Source organism: Brevibacillus borstelensis, assembly GCF_003710865.1.
In the GTDB taxonomy this organism is placed as follows: Bacteria; Bacillota; Bacilli; order Brevibacillales; family Brevibacillaceae; genus Brevibacillus; species Brevibacillus borstelensis.
In genome coordinates, this window is the sequence record NZ_RHHO01000016.1 from 119,606 (window position 1) to 136,992 (window position 17,387).

Consider the following 17,387-nt stretch of genomic DNA (forward strand, 5'->3'; position numbering starts at 1 on the left):
GGAGACGAGAACATGAAAGTACTGCTGTTAGAAGATGAAAAATCAATCCGCGATTTTGTCCGCATCAATCTCAAGCGCGAGGGATGCGACGTCATCGAGGCCGCCTCTGGCGAAGAGGCGTTGACCATTGCGGACAGCCAACCGAATATCGAGATCGCCATCCTGGACGTCATGCTGCCGGGAATCGACGGATTTGAAGTGTGCGGACAGCTCCGCCGCAAGTTTCCCCGCATGGGAATCATTATGCTGACGGCGAAGAGCCAGGAGCTGGACAAAGTGATGGGGCTGGAGTTTGGCGCAGATGACTACGTCGTCAAACCATTCAGCCCGGCAGAGCTGCTCGCCCGGGTAAAAGCCCTGCACCGCAGGCTTACTGCGCTCGAGGTGCAGGAGGAAGATTCCCGCATTATCGACATTCCTCCTTTCCAACTGCTTCTCGACGAGCGGAAGCTGATCAAGCACAAACAGGAAATCGATTTGACGCCGAAAGAATTTGCCATCATCAAGCTGCTTGCAGAGAACGCCAACAAAGCAATTAGCCGCGACGACATTTTGACCGAAGTGTGGGGACAGTTCTATATCGGCGATCTAAAGGTAGTGGACGTGAACATCCGTCGAATCCGGCAAAAAATCGAAGACGATCCGGCCCATCCCGCATACGTCGAGACGGTCTGGGGCTATGGTTATTTATGGCGAAAGGAAACCGCTGATGAGGGGAATTAGAGCGCGGCTCGTCATTCATTTTGGCCTGATCCTGCTGTTGATCGTCCTCGTCCTTGAGGGGCTGTTCTACTGGGCTGTGCATACCTACTATTTCGGCACGGCCACAGAGACTCTGGTGACGAGATCGACGACCTTCACCAACTTTATCAACAAGTACGCGGACAGCTACCACTTGAGAGACAAAGCCCGCTATATATTGGAAAACGTCTCAAAAGAAGAAACCGCCAAAGTGGAAGTCCTTGATCTGACTGGAAAAGTCATTCTCAACTCTTACGGCTTTCAGACGGCAGAGGTCATCGAAACGCCAGATGTGCTCAATGCCTTGCAAACCGGCATGGGGTTGTATGTCGGCAAGTCTCCGTACACGCGGGAGAGAGTCGTCGCGGTATCCAATCCGCTTGTCTACATGGGAGAGCAGGTAGGTGTCCTGCGCTACTCGATTTCAGCCGAGCCGCTGTACGCTGCCGTATACCGGATTGCGATGTACGGTGCGGGAGTCGGGGTGATCGTGGTGTTATTCGCCTTCACGTTGAGCCTGATCATCGCCAAGCGCATCGTCGGCCCGATTCAGGAGCTGACCCGGGCGGCTACACAGATGGCGACCGGAAATTTCTCCGCGCGGGCAAAAAAGCAATTTAATGACGAAGTCGGTACTTTAGCCGAGGCGTTTAACTACATGGCAGCGGAGATAAGCAAGAATGAACAGATGAAAAACAACTTTATCTCATCGGTTTCCCATGAACTGCGGACGCCGCTTACCTCGATCAAAGGCTGGGGCGAGACGTTGATTTCCGGAGGGCTGGAGGACAAGGAAGAGACGATGCTGGGGCTGCAGGTCATCTCCAAGGAGACGGACCGGTTGATTGGTCTGGTAGAAGAGCTGCTCGATTTCTCGAAGTTTCAGTCCGGTGAACTGAAATTATCGACGGAGCGCCTCGATCTGCGCGATATTGTAGAGGATGTGCGGATTCAATTCGGCCTTCGGGCACAGGACGAGGGCATTGACTTTTTCGTCCATATCCCGCCCTCTCCTGTTCCCGTGCAGGTGGACCCCAATCGGATGAAGCAGATCTTCGTAAACCTGCTGGACAATGCTTTCAAATTCACTTTACGCGGAGGCTCTATCCAGATTTCATGTCAGACGGATGAGACGCATGTAAAAGTGCTGGTCAGCGACACAGGGGAAGGCATCGCCCCGAAAGATTTGCCCCATATAACGGAAAGGTTTTTCAAGGGACAATCCAAGCGATCAGGCAGCGGTCTCGGTCTTGCCATTTGCAAAGACATCGTTCACCTGCACGGCGGCCAATTTTCCGTGTCGAGCACCTTGGGCAAAGGAACGACGGTAACGGTCGAGCTGCCGCTGGCACAAAGCCTCACCCCTGAGGAGAAAAGCGTATAGCCGATATTTGGCCAACCAACAAACAAATTCAGCCAACAAAAAACGCCCGACCACGCGAGCGTTTTCCTTCTTTCATCCGTATTAAAAGCTGTTTTCAATCACCAATTCATCCAGTCCGAATCGCTGCGTAGGATGGGCAGGAGCGCTCGCCTTGCCCAAAGTAATGATCATCGAAGGCAAGTAGCGGCTAGGAATATTGAAAGCCTGGATCAGCTTCTCTCTGTCGAATCCACACATCGGGCAAGTGTCGTAGCCTTTTGCCTTGGCGGCCAACATCAGCTGCATGGCTGCCAGGGAAGAGTTGCGGATCGCTTCATCGCGGGCGAGCTGCGGGTTGTCTCGGTATGCGTTCTCGATTTGGCTGATCATCGTGTCGCGCACCTGCTCGCTTACGTAGCCTTGAGCCAAAGCTCCATCGTAAACGGGGCGAGCCGACTTGTCGGCCTCCAGATCAGCCAAAATCACAATCGCTGCATGAGCTTTCACCACTTGTTCCTGACCGTGGGCGATCGGCAGCAGGCGTTCCTTGTGAGCCTGATCCGTTACTACCAGAAAGCGCCAGTGCTGCAGATTCCAGGAGGATGGAGCTGTAGCTGCTAACCGCAGGATTTCATTCAGTACTCCTCTCGGAATCGCTTCATTGGGATCGTACTTTCGGACGCTGTGACGCGCTTCCATAGCTTGCTCAGCAGTGAGTTTCATGTCTGTTTGCATGATATACATCCTCCTTTATTTCATCAAGTAGCAAAGTCAATACTTACTTTACTATAGTTACATACTGCATTTCCAGCCTATTTTTGTATATCTTGCAGTTGTATGTATGAAGGTACGCTTCGCTTTCAGTTTTCAGCTATCCTTGCTATTTCATGCACCGCTATATCTACTTCATTAGGAGGGTTCCGTTATGCCGTTTTCCGAAAAAGTTGTCGTCGTTACCGGTGCAGGACAAGGTATCGGCTATGCTGTCGCCGCCATGTATGCCGCCCGGGGTGCAAGAGTCTGCATTGCCGAAAAAAACCGGGAATTGGGGGAACGGGCTGCGGCAAAAATCAGCCATGCCGGAGGAAACGTCTTTTTTCAGCAAGTGGATGTTAGCTCTCCTGCCGATATTATTCGGCTGATGGAGGAAGTCGCGGAGCGCTGGGGCCATTTGGACATCCTGATTAACAACGCCGGGGTATCCACATGGAAGTCTCCGTATGAGCTGTCCGTAGAGGAATGGGACCAAGTGATCAATACCAATCTCCGCAGTGTCTTTCTCTGCTCGCGGGAAGCCGCACTGTTGATGCGGAGAACCGGCGGAGGCGCGATCGTCAACCTCTCCTCCACGCGCGCCCACATGTCCGAGCCCCACTCCGAGGCATACGCCGCTTCCAAAGGCGGCATTCTTGCTCTGACTCACGCTCTGGCGCTTTCCCTCGGTCCGGACCGTATTCGCGTCAACGCCATCTCCCCTGGCTGGATCGAAACGGGCGACGAAGAAGCACTCCGTCCGGAGGATCATGAGCAGCATCCCGCCGGCCGCGTAGGACGTCCGGAAGACGTCGCCCGGGCCTGCCTATTTTTGACCGACGACGAGAACGACTTTGTCACCGGTACCGAGCTCGTCCTCGACGGGGGCATGACTCGGAAAATGATTTATCTGCCTTGACTTCGCTCTCTAACGAACTTCGCTTTCGATTATTTCGTTGAGCCGCCTTTCTCCATATGCAGGAAGGCGGTTTTTCTTTCTATGTACAAATTCTATGGACAAAAATTTCTTCACTCAAATTGAAAAGCCACTCGGCGTAAAACCGAGTGGCTTTTGTTGTGGCTTCTGCTTTTGCTTCTGCTTTTGCTTCTGCATTTGCTTCTGCTTTTGCTTCTGCTTTTGCTTCTGCATTTGCTTCTGCATTTGCTTCTGCTTTTGCTTCTGCCTTTGCTTTTTACATTTGTCCCAACGTTTACCAGGTGCGAATTGGTGGCGAACCAGGCGGATTGTGGGTCAGCTGATCGGCGATCGGAATGCCGTATGCCATCACGATAAGGAAGAGCAGTACGCCCACCCATACCGGCCAGCGTTCCAGAATCCGGGGCGTATGCTGCTCCGCCTCTGTTTCCGCGATCGGGTATTCGGTCTTTCCTTTCGGGGCATAGAAGGTCAGGTAGCCCAGGATCAGGATCAGCAGTACAGCCGCTACGAACAGCAGCCCGCCGCCAAACGCCATGACGCGTTGGTAATCCATCCAGCCGAGCGCCAGCGGATGATCCATGTAGGTGGTATAATCCGTCCGGCGAGGCGTTCCTTGCAGGCCCAAATAGTGCATCGCAAACGACATCAGGAACATTCCCACCGACCAGAATACGGTTTGTACCATCCCCATGCGGTTGGCTGTACGGGTCAATGTCCGCCCGGTCAGCACAGGGATAAGCCAATAGCTGACACCGAAGAAGGTCAGAGCGACAGCGGCACCTACTGTAATGTGGAAATGGCCGGTGACAAAGATCGTATTGTGTACGACCGCGTTCATCTGGTTGCTGGCGTTGATGATCCCGCCGGCACCTGCCGGGATAAAGAAGAGCATGCCGACGAATGGCGCGAAGAAGCGGACATCGGACCACGGCAGCTTTTTAAACCAGCCGAACAGTCCCACTCCTCCCTTTTTCCGCCCCGTTGTTTCAAAGGTGGCGAACATGGAGAAGGCAGTCATCAGCGACGGTACGACAACGATCAGCGTCAAAATGACGTGTATCATTTTCCAGCCTGCGGAAATACCCGGCTCCATCAGCTGATGGTGGAAGCCGACCGGCATGGAGAACAGAAGCAGCGAGATAAAAGCAAGCCGAGCGAGCGAATCGCTGAATACATGGCCGCCGATGACGCGCGGAACGCAGACGTACCAGGCGATATACGCAGGCATCAGCCAGAAGTACACCAGCGGATGGCCGAAGAACCAGAACAAGGTACGGCTGAGCATGACGTTAATGCTCGGTGTCCAGCCCAGAGACCAGGGGATGAGCTGGAACAGAACTTCCACAGCAACCGGAACGGTCGCGATCAACCACAGAACAAAAGTTGTGACTGACATGTAGACAAACAGTGGAGACAGCTTGCCTCTGTTTTCCCGTCTCCATTTGCGGTAGCTGCTAAAGATGGCAAATCCGCCAAACCAGCTCCCGACGACCAGGAGCGCAGCCCCGATGTAGAAGTACGGCGACGCCTTCAGCGGCGCGTAAAAGGTGTAGAGAACGGAAGCGTCGTTCGTGACGATCGTCACGACAGCCATCGCTGTCCCGACAGTCATCAGCACCCATCCTGTCCAGCCGAGCCCGCGGGCAGTTCCGTGCAGAGAGCCTCCCGTCGTTTTGGCTACCCCGGACAAGAGGAATCCGATGATGAAATACGTCGTAAAAATAAGTGCCATTAACACTCCGTGCGCGGTCAAAATCTGATAGTAATTCGTCCAGCTGGGCAGTTCGACAAGTCCGCCCCGCACCATTCCTTGGAGCATCCCGGCCAGTGCAGCCAAGCCAAACGCCGCATAGGCGACCCAAACGTAAGCGAGACTGAGACGAGCCGTAGGACGGTCGACTTGCGCCTGCCCGATTGTTGTATGATTCATGTTATTCACCTGCCTCTATTTTACAATAATGGTGGTCGCCATCACCTGGTGGCCGGCGCCGCAGTATTCGTTGCACAAGATCAGGTATTCTCCCGGTTTGTCAAAGGTGTAGGATGCAGAGTTGATATGGCCCGGCATTACCATGAAGTTGACGTTGGTTCCCGGTATTTGAAATCCGTGGACGACATCCGGACTGGTGACGTGAAAATTCACCTTGGAACCGACCGGAACTTCCATTTTATTGGGCGCAAAGCCGAAAGCAAACGCCGTCATGTACGCATCGTACTCGTTGTCACTCAGCTTTTTCAGGCCAGGGTTGTCGAACGGAGGCGTTTCTGTCACTTTGGCCGGATCGATCATTTCCATGTTGCTCGGAGGAGCCATTCCCATCGCGAAGGCATTCACACACAGCAGCACGATGAATAACGCGAGGCCCCCTGCTCCCAGGGACAGCCAGATTTTTTCATAACGGTGCAGATGCATCGTTTCCTCTCCTTTCTCTTTGAACTCGCTCTTCTATGCACGACCCAGGAATAGTCCGAACACACCAAACCAGCTTAGGAGTATGATTGCGCCTACCAGCAATACAGCGATAAATGTCCCTTTCAGGTTTTGCGACTCAGGCTGCGGCTTCTTCGCCTTGTCCATCTGACGCTGCGTATCTGTTCTCGTCTCCACGGCTCGCTCCTCCTTTCCTGAAACCGTGACCGGCGTTATTCCTTTTTACGCCTTCATTCTACCCCCCGGCCAGTTGCGGTGTAATTCAGGGAAAACCCCTAAAATGCTCCGGGAACCTCCCGATATTCCCCGATTCCTGACACATTTTGGACATAAGCCAAACCGGATGAAAGGCGCGGAGCAAGCGAGGCAGAAAAGAGCATAAAAAAGGGCAAGCATCTGCGCTTGCCCTTCTGCATTGCTATTCAAAATCAAGCCATCCCTTTTTGATCGCATACCGGACCAGATCAGGCCGGGTACGCAGATGAAGCTTCTCCATGATGTGCGCCTTGTGAGATTCCACGGTCTTGACAGAAACCGTCAATTGCTCGGCAATTTCCTTGTTGCTGAAGCCCTTGGCGATCAGGATCAGGACTTCCTTTTCCCGCTCCGTCAAAATCTCGTATTTTGCCTGCTCCTCGCCGTTTTTCACCATTTGCAAAAATTCCTCGATCAGCGATTTGGTCGCCGACGGATACAGGTACGCCATCCCTTTGGACACGGTCCGGATGGCGGCGATCAGGTCGAGATCGGGAGCGCTCTTTAAAATGTAGCCCGCAGCCCCTGCCTGCAGCACCCGGAACAGGTACTCTTCGTCGTCATGCATGGTCAACACGAGCACCTGGATGTCGGGAGCGGCCTCCTTCAATCTCCCCGTGGCAGAAAGCCCGTTTTCGCCCGGCGGCATGCTGAGATCCATCAAAACCACATCCGGCTTGATTTCCAAGGCCTTGTCAAAAGCCTCTTTCCCGTCTGCGGCATAGCCTACGACTTCCAAATCCGGCTGGGCGTCGATCAGCATGCCCAGACCGGAGCGGACCACGGCATGGTCGTCAGCGATCAGGACGCGTATCCCCATGTTCTGCTTCCCCCTTTGGCAATGGTATGCGAACAATGACAGTGGTGCCTTCCCCGATCGCAGAACGGACATCGACGCTTCCTCCCAGCAGTTGGGCCCTTTCCTTCATCCCGAACAATCCCAGCCCGGAGCCTCTGTGCTCGGCTGCTTCCACGTCAAAGCCGACACCGTCGTCCACGATAGTAACCACCACTTCTTTTTCTCTGTCTTCAAAGACGATACCCAGCTTTTCCGCCTGGGCGTATTTGGCTGTATTCGTCATCGCCTCCTGGACGATGCGGTAGAGAGCTGTTTCCATCGCTGCCTGGTAGCGGCGCCTTGCACCCTGCACATGGAGATCCACGGTGAGGCCAAAGCTCTTTTCCACCCGTTTGATCAGGGAGCGCAGAGCCGGCAAAAGCCCGAGATCATCCAGGGCTGAGGGGCGCAGCTCCAGAGCCATCCGCTTTACCTCTTCCATCGCTTTGGCCGTCAGTTGCTGGACATCCGCGACATGCTGCTTCATCGCCCCGCTCAGCTTGCTCTGTCCAAGGACGTTCAAGCCGACAAGAATGCTGTACAAAGCCTGCCCTACGCCATCGTGAAGCTCCCGGGAGATGCGTTTCCGCTCTTCCTCCTGAGCCTGGATGACGAAATTGGTCAACTTATGCTGGTACCGTTCTTTTTCCGCCCGCTGCTGATCAGTCATGTCGCGGAGGATCATCACCATTTTGCCTGGCGCCCCTTCCGGAAGTCTGGTCGAACTGGCAGCCACGGGATATTCCCGGCCCTCTTTTGTCCTGAGCCGCATCTCAAAGGAAGGCATTTGCGAGCGTTTGAAAAAGCAGTCTGTACAGGTGCTCTCCTCCTGACATGTCGCCATGCCCAGACATACTTCGCATATATGTTTTTTCCCGACCAGTTCGTCCTGCGACCATCCGGATATCCGTTCCATAGCGGCATTGACGGTCACGATCATCCCGCTGTGATCGACGACGAGAACAGCATCGCTGATGTTCGTAAAAATCGACTGCAGCAGCGAGACGGTCTCTTGAGACGTACCCCGTTCTTCCTTCCACGCGTTCACCTTGTTCCTCCTCGCAGACAAACATCCATATTGCTATTGTAGGCTGTGGGCCGGGGAAAGTGTATCAGGGAATTCCCTTAACCTCCGCCCTCCATCCACCTGTTAATGGGACTGGAGGCACGGTTTATGCACCGGGCGACGCTCCACTGTCTTGCCTAAGCAAAAACTGGGCGGCTTTCTTTGCGGGAAAACATGAGCAACCCGGCACCTCCTTCCTTGCACGCCATATAGCTGATAAAAACAACTGTGCGTTGGCACACCGGGGGAGCTATGCATGTCAGGGAATCAAGCAATCTGGCTGTTTACTGGAGCCGCTACTCTGTTTTTGGTCGGAACCGATGTCTTTATCATGTCGCCGCTGCTGCCTGCTATATCCGCTGAATTTGGTGTGACACCGGCTGCCGCGGGCTGGCTGGTGACGGTCATGGCGGTCATGTATGCATGCGGCTCTCCCTGGGCCGGTACATTATTTGACAGGCTTCAGGAAAGGCGCAGCTATGTATTGGTGGCAGGATTAGTCTGTTTTGCGCTTGCCAATCTGGGAACAGCGCTTGCCGACAGCTTTCTGCTACTGCTCGGCAGCCGGTTGGCAGCCGGACTTTCGCTGGCCGCTATCGCCCCTTCCGTCTACGCCTTTGTCAGCGGTCTCGCTCCTGCCAACCGGCGGGCGGCATGGCTGTCTGTTGTCGTCTCCGGCAATCTCACCGGCTTGTGGGTCGGTACGCCGCTCGGCACTTTGCTTGCAGGCTGGGAAGGCTGGCGCTTGCCGTTTCTCTGTATAGCCGCAGGAAGCTTGCTGCTTGCACTCCTGAATGGGCGCGTATGGCCAAAGATGCGGAAAAACACTCTGATGCCCCAGACAAAGCGCCGCCCTCTCTGCGATGTCCTGCGCTCTGTCGTGGTAACCATATTGTGGTCGATGGCGATGTACGGGGTGTATACCTTTTTGGGAACGGCCCTTGCCCAGCAGAACGAGTTTACGTCCGCACAGCTTGCCGTATCGCTGACGGCATACGGAGTCGGAGCGATGCTGGGGAGCTTGAGCGGCGGAAGGATCGCCGACTGGATTGGAGAGCGTCCCGTTTCTACTGCCAGCCTGCTTGTGCTCGTCCCCTTTCTATCTCTGGTCGGTACGCTTCCCTCGTCAAATTGGCTTTATCCGCTCCTGTTTCTGTGGGCGTTGGTCGGGTATGCCTTCGTGCCGTCCTACCAATCGCGCTTGTCCAATGAGTATCCGGGCGAAACGGGCAGAATCATGTCCTGGAACATTACCGGCATGTACATCGGGATGACGCTCGGTTCTTATTTGGGCGGACCGGTTTATCAGCTATGGGGGTTTACTGCGCTGGCGCTGATTTGCGGAGGATTTGCGCTGGGGGCCGGAGTGTTGAGCATGGGATTTGTAGGCAAACAGGTGAGGAATGCGCCCCCTGATCACCTATAAAAATGAAATCTGTTTTTCTGTATTTTGCGTGTTATAATTTAGCAAATTCTTTTCGAAAGAAGGAAGATCGATGAGCGAGTTACATAATATCACGATCAGAACACTCGGATCAGAAGATGCCGAACGATTCATAGCCTTGCGCCTGGAGGCTTTGAAAGCAAATCCGGAAGCTTTCTCGACCACCTATGAAGAAACGATCCAGGACAAAAACCTGTTGGACACATGGAAAACCCGCTTGACCCCCACCCTGGATTTGTTCACGATGGGCGCATTTGTCGGCGATACCTTGGTCGCTGTAGCCACGCTCAAACGGGAAACGTATGTAAAACTGCGGCACAAGGCTTCTCTGGTAGGCGTCTACACCACCCCTGCCCAGCGCGGGAAGGGCATCGCCAAAAAGCTGATTTCAGCCATTATCGAGAAGGCAAAAGAGCTGGACGGTCTTGAACAGATCAATCTGACCGTAGCCAGCGACAATGAGGCTGCGCGCCATCTCTACCTCTCCTTGGGCTTTCAAGTATTCGGCACGGAAAAGAATGCCCTCAAGCAAAACGGCGTTTATTCGGACGAAGACTACATGGCTTTAGCCCTGTAGCCCTTGTATGAAAAATCGATGTTGCAATCACCGATCTTGCTTCTTGCACCATTTTCCGAAACTATTTTCTGCGGCCTCCGCATTCTCCATCAAATGGAAAAAATGGGGTGGGATGCATGGAGCTGTTTATCTTTGTGTTTGAATTTATCGGCAATATTGTCGGCATGCTCCTCAGCAAAGATCGTGCCTAGCTGGCGGGGTTTCAGTGCCTAACTGATCCGACTCAAAAACCGTACCGGGAAGCCCTCTCAGCCCCAAAAAGAAAAGCGGGCCAGCATGACAAGCTGGACCGCTTCTTTGTTTTCACTCTTATTTTTTCGGCTCATCAGCTGCCGCCGGCTCCACGGTCACCAGGTTGTCAGCCGGCTCCACGACGATTTTCTCTGCCACGCCCTGCGGAATGGCGCTGCGGGTCAGCTTTGGACTGTAGAAAGCAAATACTTTCGCATCCTTTTTCAGATCCGCGATCGCAAGCGCCTTGTTGCCATCTGTAGTGACAATCTTCGTCTGGTCGTTTACGAGCAGGTGGATCTTTTCAAACGAATTGTCGGTCAGACGCTCGCCCTCGACAGCGATTCGCACTCCGCCATCCTTGTTGTCCTCGACACTGGCGACAGACCCGAATGTTCCGAGAACGTCCTCGGTCTGCATGCTGTTCTTGATGACGATCTCTTTCGCCGCCGTTTGCGGCGGCAGGCTCATCGCCATGAATTTCTCGTGGACAACCTCGATTTCCATGCCCAGCTTCAAGTCTGCTGCCTTGGCTTCCTTGCCGTCCGCTGTGACGATTTTCGTTTCATCCGCTACATGCAGCAGGATGCCCCGCTGATAGCCATTCAGCAAAATCGATACTTTGCCGTCCGTGTTGCGGATACTGGTGATCGTTCCCGCCTTCTTTGTATAATCCTGCTCCTCTTCTGCCGCAACACTGACAGAGTTTCCGGACACCTGCACCGGTGTTTGCAAAATTTGCTCCACAAAGGCGACCGGCACATAGGTGTTGCCGTTAATCAGCTTTGGCGTCGCTCCCACCGATTTGTACATGCGGGCAAAGGGATAACGGTCCTCGCCAGCTTTGGCATAGCTCCAAACGGCCCCCTTTTTCACTTCAGCCGCTTTGGTCTGGCTGTTCCAGCTTACTTCATATCCGAGCGACTCCGCTACTTCCCGAAGCGGTACCAGAATCGTCTGTTGCTGCTTATCGTCAATGGCGAGCTTGCCAATTTCCTGTCCTTTTACCTGTACGGACAGTTCGCGTACGGGCTCAGACGTAGCGAATGCGCTGACTCCATTCATCGTGAGGACTGCTGCTGCCAACAAAGTTATGGAAACAGATTTCATTTTTTTCATGCTGTCATCTCCCATTCATCTCTTGTTTGGATGTTGTCCTGCTATTGGGACGACAGCAAAGAAAAAAACGTTTCACGATTTTTGAAAACGGAGTGTTTATAGTTCAAGCTTCTCCCCTGATTTAAGGGTTTGCCACGCCCTGCGGAGCCCGCGGATACGGCACATCCGGCTTGCCGGCGGGGTTGTTGTACAGATAATCGGGCACCTTGCCCACGACGAGCGCTTCCGTGATCGGGATCTGGGTCACTACCGTTTTTTCCTCGGTGGCAAAAGGGATGACAATCCTGAGCGTAACCTCCACCTGGATGTAGACCGTGACCAGCACCATGTTGATTCCGGCCTGCTTCATCCCCGTCTCCAGCCTGGTCTTTACCGAACCAACCGGGACAAAAGAGACAGGGATTTCAGGACCGTAATGCTCGAGAAACACGCTTTTGGTCGCCAGGCCAAGCGGGACGGTAATCTTGACGTTCTCCTCCTCGAACTCCTTCATCCGGTTTTGAATCCGGGTGGTCGTTTCCCCCACAATCCGGGCGTACTGTTCAAAATTGAAATTCATCGCCTTGACGTTTCCCTCGTTGTCCTTTTCCATGACGATAATTTCGTTGAAGTCCACTCCCTGCTGGGTCAGCCGCTTGGTAACCACGTCCGTGATCGCGAGCTTCGCCACCTGATCCGCTTTCTGGGTCGCAATCAACAGCAAGGTCGGTTCGATCCGTTTCTCGACGATCACGAACAGGACCATAAACGCGATAAGCAGCGCGACAAGCGTCAGGAAGAATCGTCTCCCCCTCCGCCGCCAGCCTCCTTTTCTATAGCGAACCACGATTTCGCTCTCTCCCGGCTTTTTGACATCTGCCTTGCAGAGGGATCAGGAACGCACTGTCCCTGCAGTCGATTTGTTCGCTGGGCGCGGACGTCCGCGCCGCAGCACACCTCCCATACCCGCGACGAATGTAGGTATGCCGGCCGCTACGATAATCAGTGCCCAATCGCGGAAGTACAGATCGGTCGTTTTGAAAATCGGCTGCAGCGCATCCAGATACACGACCCCAAGCACGAGCACGATCGAGGAAAGCACGGCCCATACAAGATACTTGTTTTCAAAAATATTGCGATGGAAAACGCTGTGCTGGCTGCGGCAGTCAAAGACGTGGATCAACTGGGCCATGACGAGTGTGACAAATGCGACAGTCTGCGCGTGGACGAGGTCATCCGGGTTCTCCCGCCAGGTCAGCCAGAAGGCCAGAAGCGTCATGAGGCCGATCAAAAAGCCGCGGCTGACAATCTTCCATCCCAATCCCCTGGCGAAAATGTTCTCGTGCTTGTTGCGCGGCCGCTGGTACATCGTGTCTGCCTCGGGCGGATCGACCCCCAGCGCCATCGCCGGCAGCCCATCCGTCACCAGGTTCACCCAGAGAATCTGGATCGGCACCAGGGGCAGCGGCATCCCCAAAATCATGGCGAAGAACATGACCAGAATCTCACCCACGTTGGAGGCGAGCAAATAGCGAATAAATTTCCGGATGTTGTCGTAAATGTTGCGGCCCTCTTCGACCGCAGCAACGATCGTGGCAAAATTGTCATCACGCAAAACGAGATCGGCGGCTTCCTTGGTCACATCGGTACCGGTAATCCCCATGGCAATCCCGATGTCTGCCGTTTTGATCGCAGGCGCGTCGTTTACGCCGTCGCCAGTCATCGCCACTACATGCCCGTTGCTTTGCAAGGCGCGGACGATCCGAAGCTTGTGCTCTGGCGAGACCCGGGCATAAACCGCGACCCGCTCGGCCCGTTCGGCCAGCTCTTCATCGGTCAATCGATCCAGCTCGCGCCCCTCCATGATCTCTCCGTAGCCGCGCATCAGCCCGATTTGGCGGGCAATCGCCTCAGCGGTAATGCGATGGTCGCCGGTAATCATCACCGTCTTGATGCCTGCTTGATGACACAGATTGATCGCCGGGCGCACTTCCTCGCGCGGCGGGTCAATCATGCCCGCCAGTCCGACAAAGATCAGGTCGGTTTCCTTTATTTCGGCCGATTGACCCCTGCGATAGCCTTGCAGCGGCTTGTAGGCGAATCCCAGGACCCGCAAAGCCTGGGCGGCCATTTCCTCTGTCTGGTCCAAAATCCGGTGGCGCATCGTGGCGGACAGGGGCTGCACCTGGCCGTTCCACATGATGTGGCTGCATCTGGAAAGCAGCGCTTCCGCCGCCCCCTTGGTCAACAGGACATAGCTTCCGTCGCTTTTTTGCTCCACGACCGACATCATTTTGCGGTCGGAGTCAAAAGGCAGTTCGTCTACGCGAACACCCTCCTGACGCCCTTTGCCTGTCTCCGGATCGAAGCCGAGGCCCTTGGCCGCCAGTACCTTGAGTGCGCCTTCCGTAGGATCTCCCACCACCTGCCACCGCTTCACCGCTTTCCCCATGCCAAGCAGTCTGCGCGCCTTCTCCTCTTCGCAGGAGAGCTGGGCGTTGTTGCAGCGCTGGGCGATCTGCAGCAACTGAACCAGCGCCTGATCGCGGTCGGGAGCAATTTGCTTGCCCTGCAGAAGAAAGGCGCCATGCGGCTCGTAGCCGCTGCCGGTTACCTGATAGGTCGTGTTGCTATGCCAGATGTGGGTGACGGTCATTTTGTTCTGCGTCAAGGTTCCTGTCTTGTCGGAGCAAATGACTGAGGCACATCCAAGCGTTTCTACGGACGGCAGCTTGCGGACGATTGCGTTTCGCCTGATCATCCGCTGTACCCCCAAAGCCAGGGCAACAGTCACGATGGCCGGCAAACCTTCCGGGATCGCGGCGACCGCCAAACTCACACCGGCGAGAAACATCGTAAACAGCTCATGCCCATGCCATACCCCTGCTCCGATCACGACCAGCGTGAGCAGAACGGCGACGACTACGAGGATTTTCCCCATTTGCTCCAAGCGGATTTGCAAAGGAGTCTCGGCTATCTCCGCCTGATTCATCATATGGGCGATCTTTCCGATCTCGGTATCCATTCCTGTGGAGACGACCAGCCCTTGCCCGGTCCCTCCGGTCACCATCGTGCCCATGAATGCAAGGTTTTTCTGGTCTCCGAGCGGCACCGCATCATCGGACACAGCCGAGAGCGCCCCCGCGGTTTTGGAAACCGGAACAGACTCCCCTGTCAATGCCGACTCCTCGATCTCTAGCCGATTGGCTGAAAACAGACGCAGGTCAGCCGGGACCCGATCCCCTGCTTCCAGCAGCACCAGATCGCCGGGAACGAGCCGGGATGCCGGGATCAGGAAAAGCTGGCCGTCGCGCATCACGCGGGCCATCGGGGAGGCCAAATCCTTTAAGGCCTGCAGGGACCGTTCTGCCTTGGCTTCCTGAATAAAGCCCAGCACCCCGTTAATGAAAATGATGGCGATAATCGTGATGGCATCGAGATACTCTCCGAGAAAATAAGAAATCAACGTGGCAACGAACAGAATCAGCACCATGAAATCTTTAAACTGGTCAAGCAAGACCGTAAACAGCGGCTTGCGCTTGTTCGCGGCCAACTGGTTGGCGCCGATCTTGGCCAGTCTGCGCTCCGCTTCACTCTGGGACAGTCCTTCTCTGGCGTCGCTGTTCAGCGCTCTCGTCACATCAGCAGCCGCAAGCGTGTACCATTTTTGATTGGGCCTTGTGTCCACCTGAATCTCCTCCATCCCGTTCACACTTCATCTCATATGTATGCAGACAGGCCCCAAAATAACCCACTTGTCCGGGGAACACACAAACAACCCGTCCTTGCTTGCAGAAAGGACGGGTCGATTTACGATCTCACGTGAAGCTTTTGAACAAACCGATACAGATGAGCAGGATGGGGGGAAACCAGGTAAGCCGCGACAGCCACTTCCACCTTCCGGCCTGTTGCCCCAATACCACGCCAAGATACAGCAGGCCACCGCTCATCGCGGCGATACATGCAGCTACCGTCAGGGGAGAATAGCCTAAGAATGTCAAACTGATCCCCGCGCCAAAAGCGTCCAGCGACAGCGCCAATCCCAGCAAAACCGCTTCCCTGCCCGTAATATGCCCCGATTTGTCGGCATCCGCATAAGAGGGGTCTCTGAGGATCTGGATGATCAGCCCAAAAATGCGGAATTGGGATACGAGCGCCGGATCGCCGCTTTGTTCAGACTCGCCTGCACTTGTCTGGTCCTTTTTGGCTGAACGGGCAGAGACCAGCCGCCACAAGGTAAATGAGCCCATCCCGATCAGTACAGCCGCTCCGATTTGTTTGCCCCACTCCGGTGACAGCCAGAATACAAGCGTCGAACCTACTGCCATTACCGTATACACCACGGCAAAGGAACAACCGGCGACGACGGCAAGGGATATCAGAGGAATCCGCATATTCCGAAGACCGTATGTCAATCCAACGGTGACGCTATCCATGCTAATCGCCAGGGACACAAGAAGAAGCGAGAGCCAGCCGCTCATGATGCCATCACCTCTCTTTCCCGTTGCCCTTTAGAATACGCTCCGCGCTTATCCGATGTGCCCTTTTTGACCAGGGGCGTTTTCCCGCAGCTTTCGCTCATCTGTAAACACGATATGTTTCAAGCAAAAAGAAAAGCCCGGAGGGTATGCCCCGGGCCAAAAACTTGCGTGTTTACAGATCATCAAAGCCGCCAAAGTCAAAATCGTCTCCGCCTTCATCGCCGCCGGACTCTTCGCCCGACTCCCCGAAGGCAAGCTCACCCGCATCCGACATGAGCTCGCCCAAGAGCATTCCTCCCAGGAGGCCCGCAGCCATTCCGCCGATCATGCCGCCCATGCCGGAACGACCTCCATGCATTTGCCCATAGGAAGCCATGGAAACATACGGGATGGCTTGCGGATTTTCCGCGTACTCGCGCAGTTTTTCCAGCAAAAAACGGGACAGCTCCTCTTCCTTCTCTGCGGCAAGCAGCTCCTGCGGCACGATGAGCTCTGCCTTGTACTCCTTCTGGCGTCCCATCAGCATGCCCGGCACGGTCAAGTCGAGCTCGAGCAGCAGCCGCATTTCGCCAGGCGTGGAGAAAAAGACGACATCCAGCTCGCGCAGCGGTATCCCCAGCGACTGCCCTGTAAAGAACGAAAACTCTTGTCCATAAGGAGTCAGACCGCCGGAGTCCGGCTTTTGCCGCAGGTCCAGCCGGTTCAGGGCGTTCAGTACCCGCTCCACCGGCTCCGGCGGCAGCACCTCCACCCGATCCATGTCAGTCGGATCAAGCGCCATTTCCACGTCCAGCTTTGTCTGCAAGCCGTACTGGATAGACGGCGACGAGATCGCCAGCCCCTGCGGAAGCTCAAAGGAAACGGGGATGTCCACTGTGTAAGGCTTTGGCAGTACCTTAAAGCTGTGGGCAACCTGGACGGAATGCACCTGACGGGTTACGATTTGCCCTTTGACCCGGGCGTTCATCATCAAAAGAACGCTCAGCTCTGTAATCCGCTGCTCCACGTTCCCGCCTTCGATATGAATGTGTCCGGTCACGGTTTCACCCAGGCGATAAGCCGGCTGATCCAGCCGAAGATCCACGGTTGCTGCGCCTACGCCGAATTTGGCCATCAACTTTTTGAACATGACGGGTTCCTCCTTATCAAATAAACGAACGCTAATATAT

The 17,387-nt window shown here is 54.9% G+C and carries 16 protein-coding genes; 5 read left to right on the top strand and 11 right to left on the bottom strand.

Annotated features, from left to right (window positions below; translation table 11 throughout):
* The first annotated feature begins 12 nt into the window (after positions 1–12).
* Together EDM54_RS08645 and EDM54_RS08650 are read left to right on the top strand one after the other, a co-directional pair.
* Entirely contained in the window at positions 13–723 is a 711-nt protein-coding gene (locus EDM54_RS08645; protein ID WP_003389892.1) for a response regulator transcription factor, read from the top strand.
* Entirely contained in the window at positions 710–2,125 is a 1,416-nt protein-coding gene (locus EDM54_RS08650) for a sensor histidine kinase (RefSeq protein ID WP_024983325.1), read from the top strand. The genes EDM54_RS08645 and EDM54_RS08650 overlap by 14 nt, the downstream gene beginning before the upstream one ends.
* 81 nt (positions 2,126–2,206) lie before the next feature.
* Here the strand turns inward: EDM54_RS08650 and EDM54_RS08655 are convergent, their stop codons facing one another.
* Positions 2,207–2,839, bottom strand: coding sequence for a nitroreductase family protein (locus EDM54_RS08655; protein WP_024983324.1), 633 nt, complete (start codon positions 2,837–2,839; stop codon positions 2,207–2,209).
* 190 nt (positions 2,840–3,029) lie between these two features.
* Between EDM54_RS08655 and EDM54_RS08660 the strand changes: the two genes are divergently transcribed.
* Positions 3,030–3,776 carry an SDR family NAD(P)-dependent oxidoreductase gene (locus tag EDM54_RS08660; RefSeq protein WP_122958074.1) on the top strand — a complete coding sequence of 249 codons (747 nt, stop codon included), beginning with the start codon at positions 3,030–3,032 and terminating at the stop codon, positions 3,774–3,776.
* A 292-nt stretch (positions 3,777–4,068) separates the two neighbouring features.
* Here EDM54_RS08660 and EDM54_RS08670 read toward each other — a convergent pair whose 3' ends face one another.
* From EDM54_RS08670 to EDM54_RS08690, 5 genes are all read right to left on the bottom strand, one after another.
* Positions 4,069–5,727: a b(o/a)3-type cytochrome-c oxidase subunit 1 gene (locus EDM54_RS08670; RefSeq protein WP_003389896.1), complete on the bottom strand. Its 1,659-nt coding sequence runs from the start codon at positions 5,725–5,727 to the stop codon at positions 4,069–4,071.
* A gap of 15 nt (positions 5,728–5,742) precedes the next feature.
* The gene (locus EDM54_RS08675; protein ID WP_003389897.1) at positions 5,743–6,210 is read right to left on the bottom strand and encodes a cytochrome c oxidase subunit II; all 468 of its coding nucleotides are present in this window, start codon (positions 6,208–6,210) and stop codon (positions 5,743–5,745) included.
* Between the two features lie 33 nt (positions 6,211–6,243).
* Positions 6,244–6,405: a hypothetical protein gene (locus EDM54_RS08680; RefSeq protein WP_031932603.1), complete on the bottom strand. Its 162-nt coding sequence runs from the start codon at positions 6,403–6,405 to the stop codon at positions 6,244–6,246.
* 241 nt (positions 6,406–6,646) lie between these two features.
* Complete coding sequence (locus tag EDM54_RS08685; protein WP_003389899.1) at positions 6,647–7,303, bottom strand: response regulator; 657 nt, start codon at positions 7,301–7,303, stop codon at positions 6,647–6,649.
* Positions 7,278–8,369 (bottom strand): PAS domain-containing sensor histidine kinase, encoded by a 1,092-nt coding sequence (locus tag EDM54_RS08690; protein ID WP_003389900.1) that lies wholly within the window; start codon positions 8,367–8,369, stop codon positions 7,278–7,280. Before EDM54_RS08690 ends, EDM54_RS08685 begins: the two co-directional genes overlap by 26 nt.
* Before the next feature lie 274 nt (positions 8,370–8,643).
* Between EDM54_RS08690 and EDM54_RS08695 the strand changes: the two genes are divergently transcribed.
* On the top strand, positions 8,644–9,813 hold the full coding sequence (locus EDM54_RS08695) for an MFS transporter (protein ID WP_003389901.1): 1,170 nt from the start codon (positions 8,644–8,646) through the stop codon (positions 9,811–9,813).
* A gap of 70 nt (positions 9,814–9,883) precedes the next feature.
* Positions 9,884–10,408: a GNAT family N-acetyltransferase gene (locus EDM54_RS08700; protein ID WP_003389902.1), complete on the top strand. Its 525-nt coding sequence runs from the start codon at positions 9,884–9,886 to the stop codon at positions 10,406–10,408.
* 309 nt (positions 10,409–10,717) lie between these two features.
* Here the strand turns inward: EDM54_RS08700 and EDM54_RS08705 are convergent, their stop codons facing one another.
* The 5 genes from EDM54_RS08705 to EDM54_RS08725 all read right to left on the bottom strand — a co-directional run bounded on the left by EDM54_RS08705 (position 10,718) and on the right by EDM54_RS08725 (position 17,347).
* Positions 10,718–11,758, bottom strand: a complete 1,041-nt coding sequence (locus EDM54_RS08705; RefSeq protein ID WP_039070388.1) for a copper amine oxidase N-terminal domain-containing protein — start codon at positions 11,756–11,758, stop codon at positions 10,718–10,720.
* Between the two features lie 121 nt (positions 11,759–11,879).
* Positions 11,880–12,584: a sporulation protein YunB gene (yunB, locus tag EDM54_RS08710; protein ID WP_024983318.1), complete on the bottom strand. Its 705-nt coding sequence runs from the start codon at positions 12,582–12,584 to the stop codon at positions 11,880–11,882.
* A gap of 45 nt (positions 12,585–12,629) precedes the next feature.
* Positions 12,630–15,440, bottom strand: a complete 2,811-nt coding sequence (locus EDM54_RS08715; RefSeq protein WP_194247071.1) for a calcium-translocating P-type ATPase, SERCA-type — start codon at positions 15,438–15,440, stop codon at positions 12,630–12,632.
* Positions 15,441–15,555: 115 nt separating this feature from the next.
* Positions 15,556–16,218, bottom strand: a complete 663-nt coding sequence (ytaF, locus tag EDM54_RS08720) for a sporulation membrane protein YtaF (RefSeq protein WP_003389907.1) — start codon at positions 16,216–16,218, stop codon at positions 15,556–15,558.
* 172 nt (positions 16,219–16,390) lie between these two features.
* The gene (locus EDM54_RS08725; RefSeq protein ID WP_003389908.1) at positions 16,391–17,347 is read right to left on the bottom strand and encodes a sporulation protein; all 957 of its coding nucleotides are present in this window, start codon (positions 17,345–17,347) and stop codon (positions 16,391–16,393) included.
* Between the last annotated feature and the right edge of the window lie 40 nt (positions 17,348–17,387).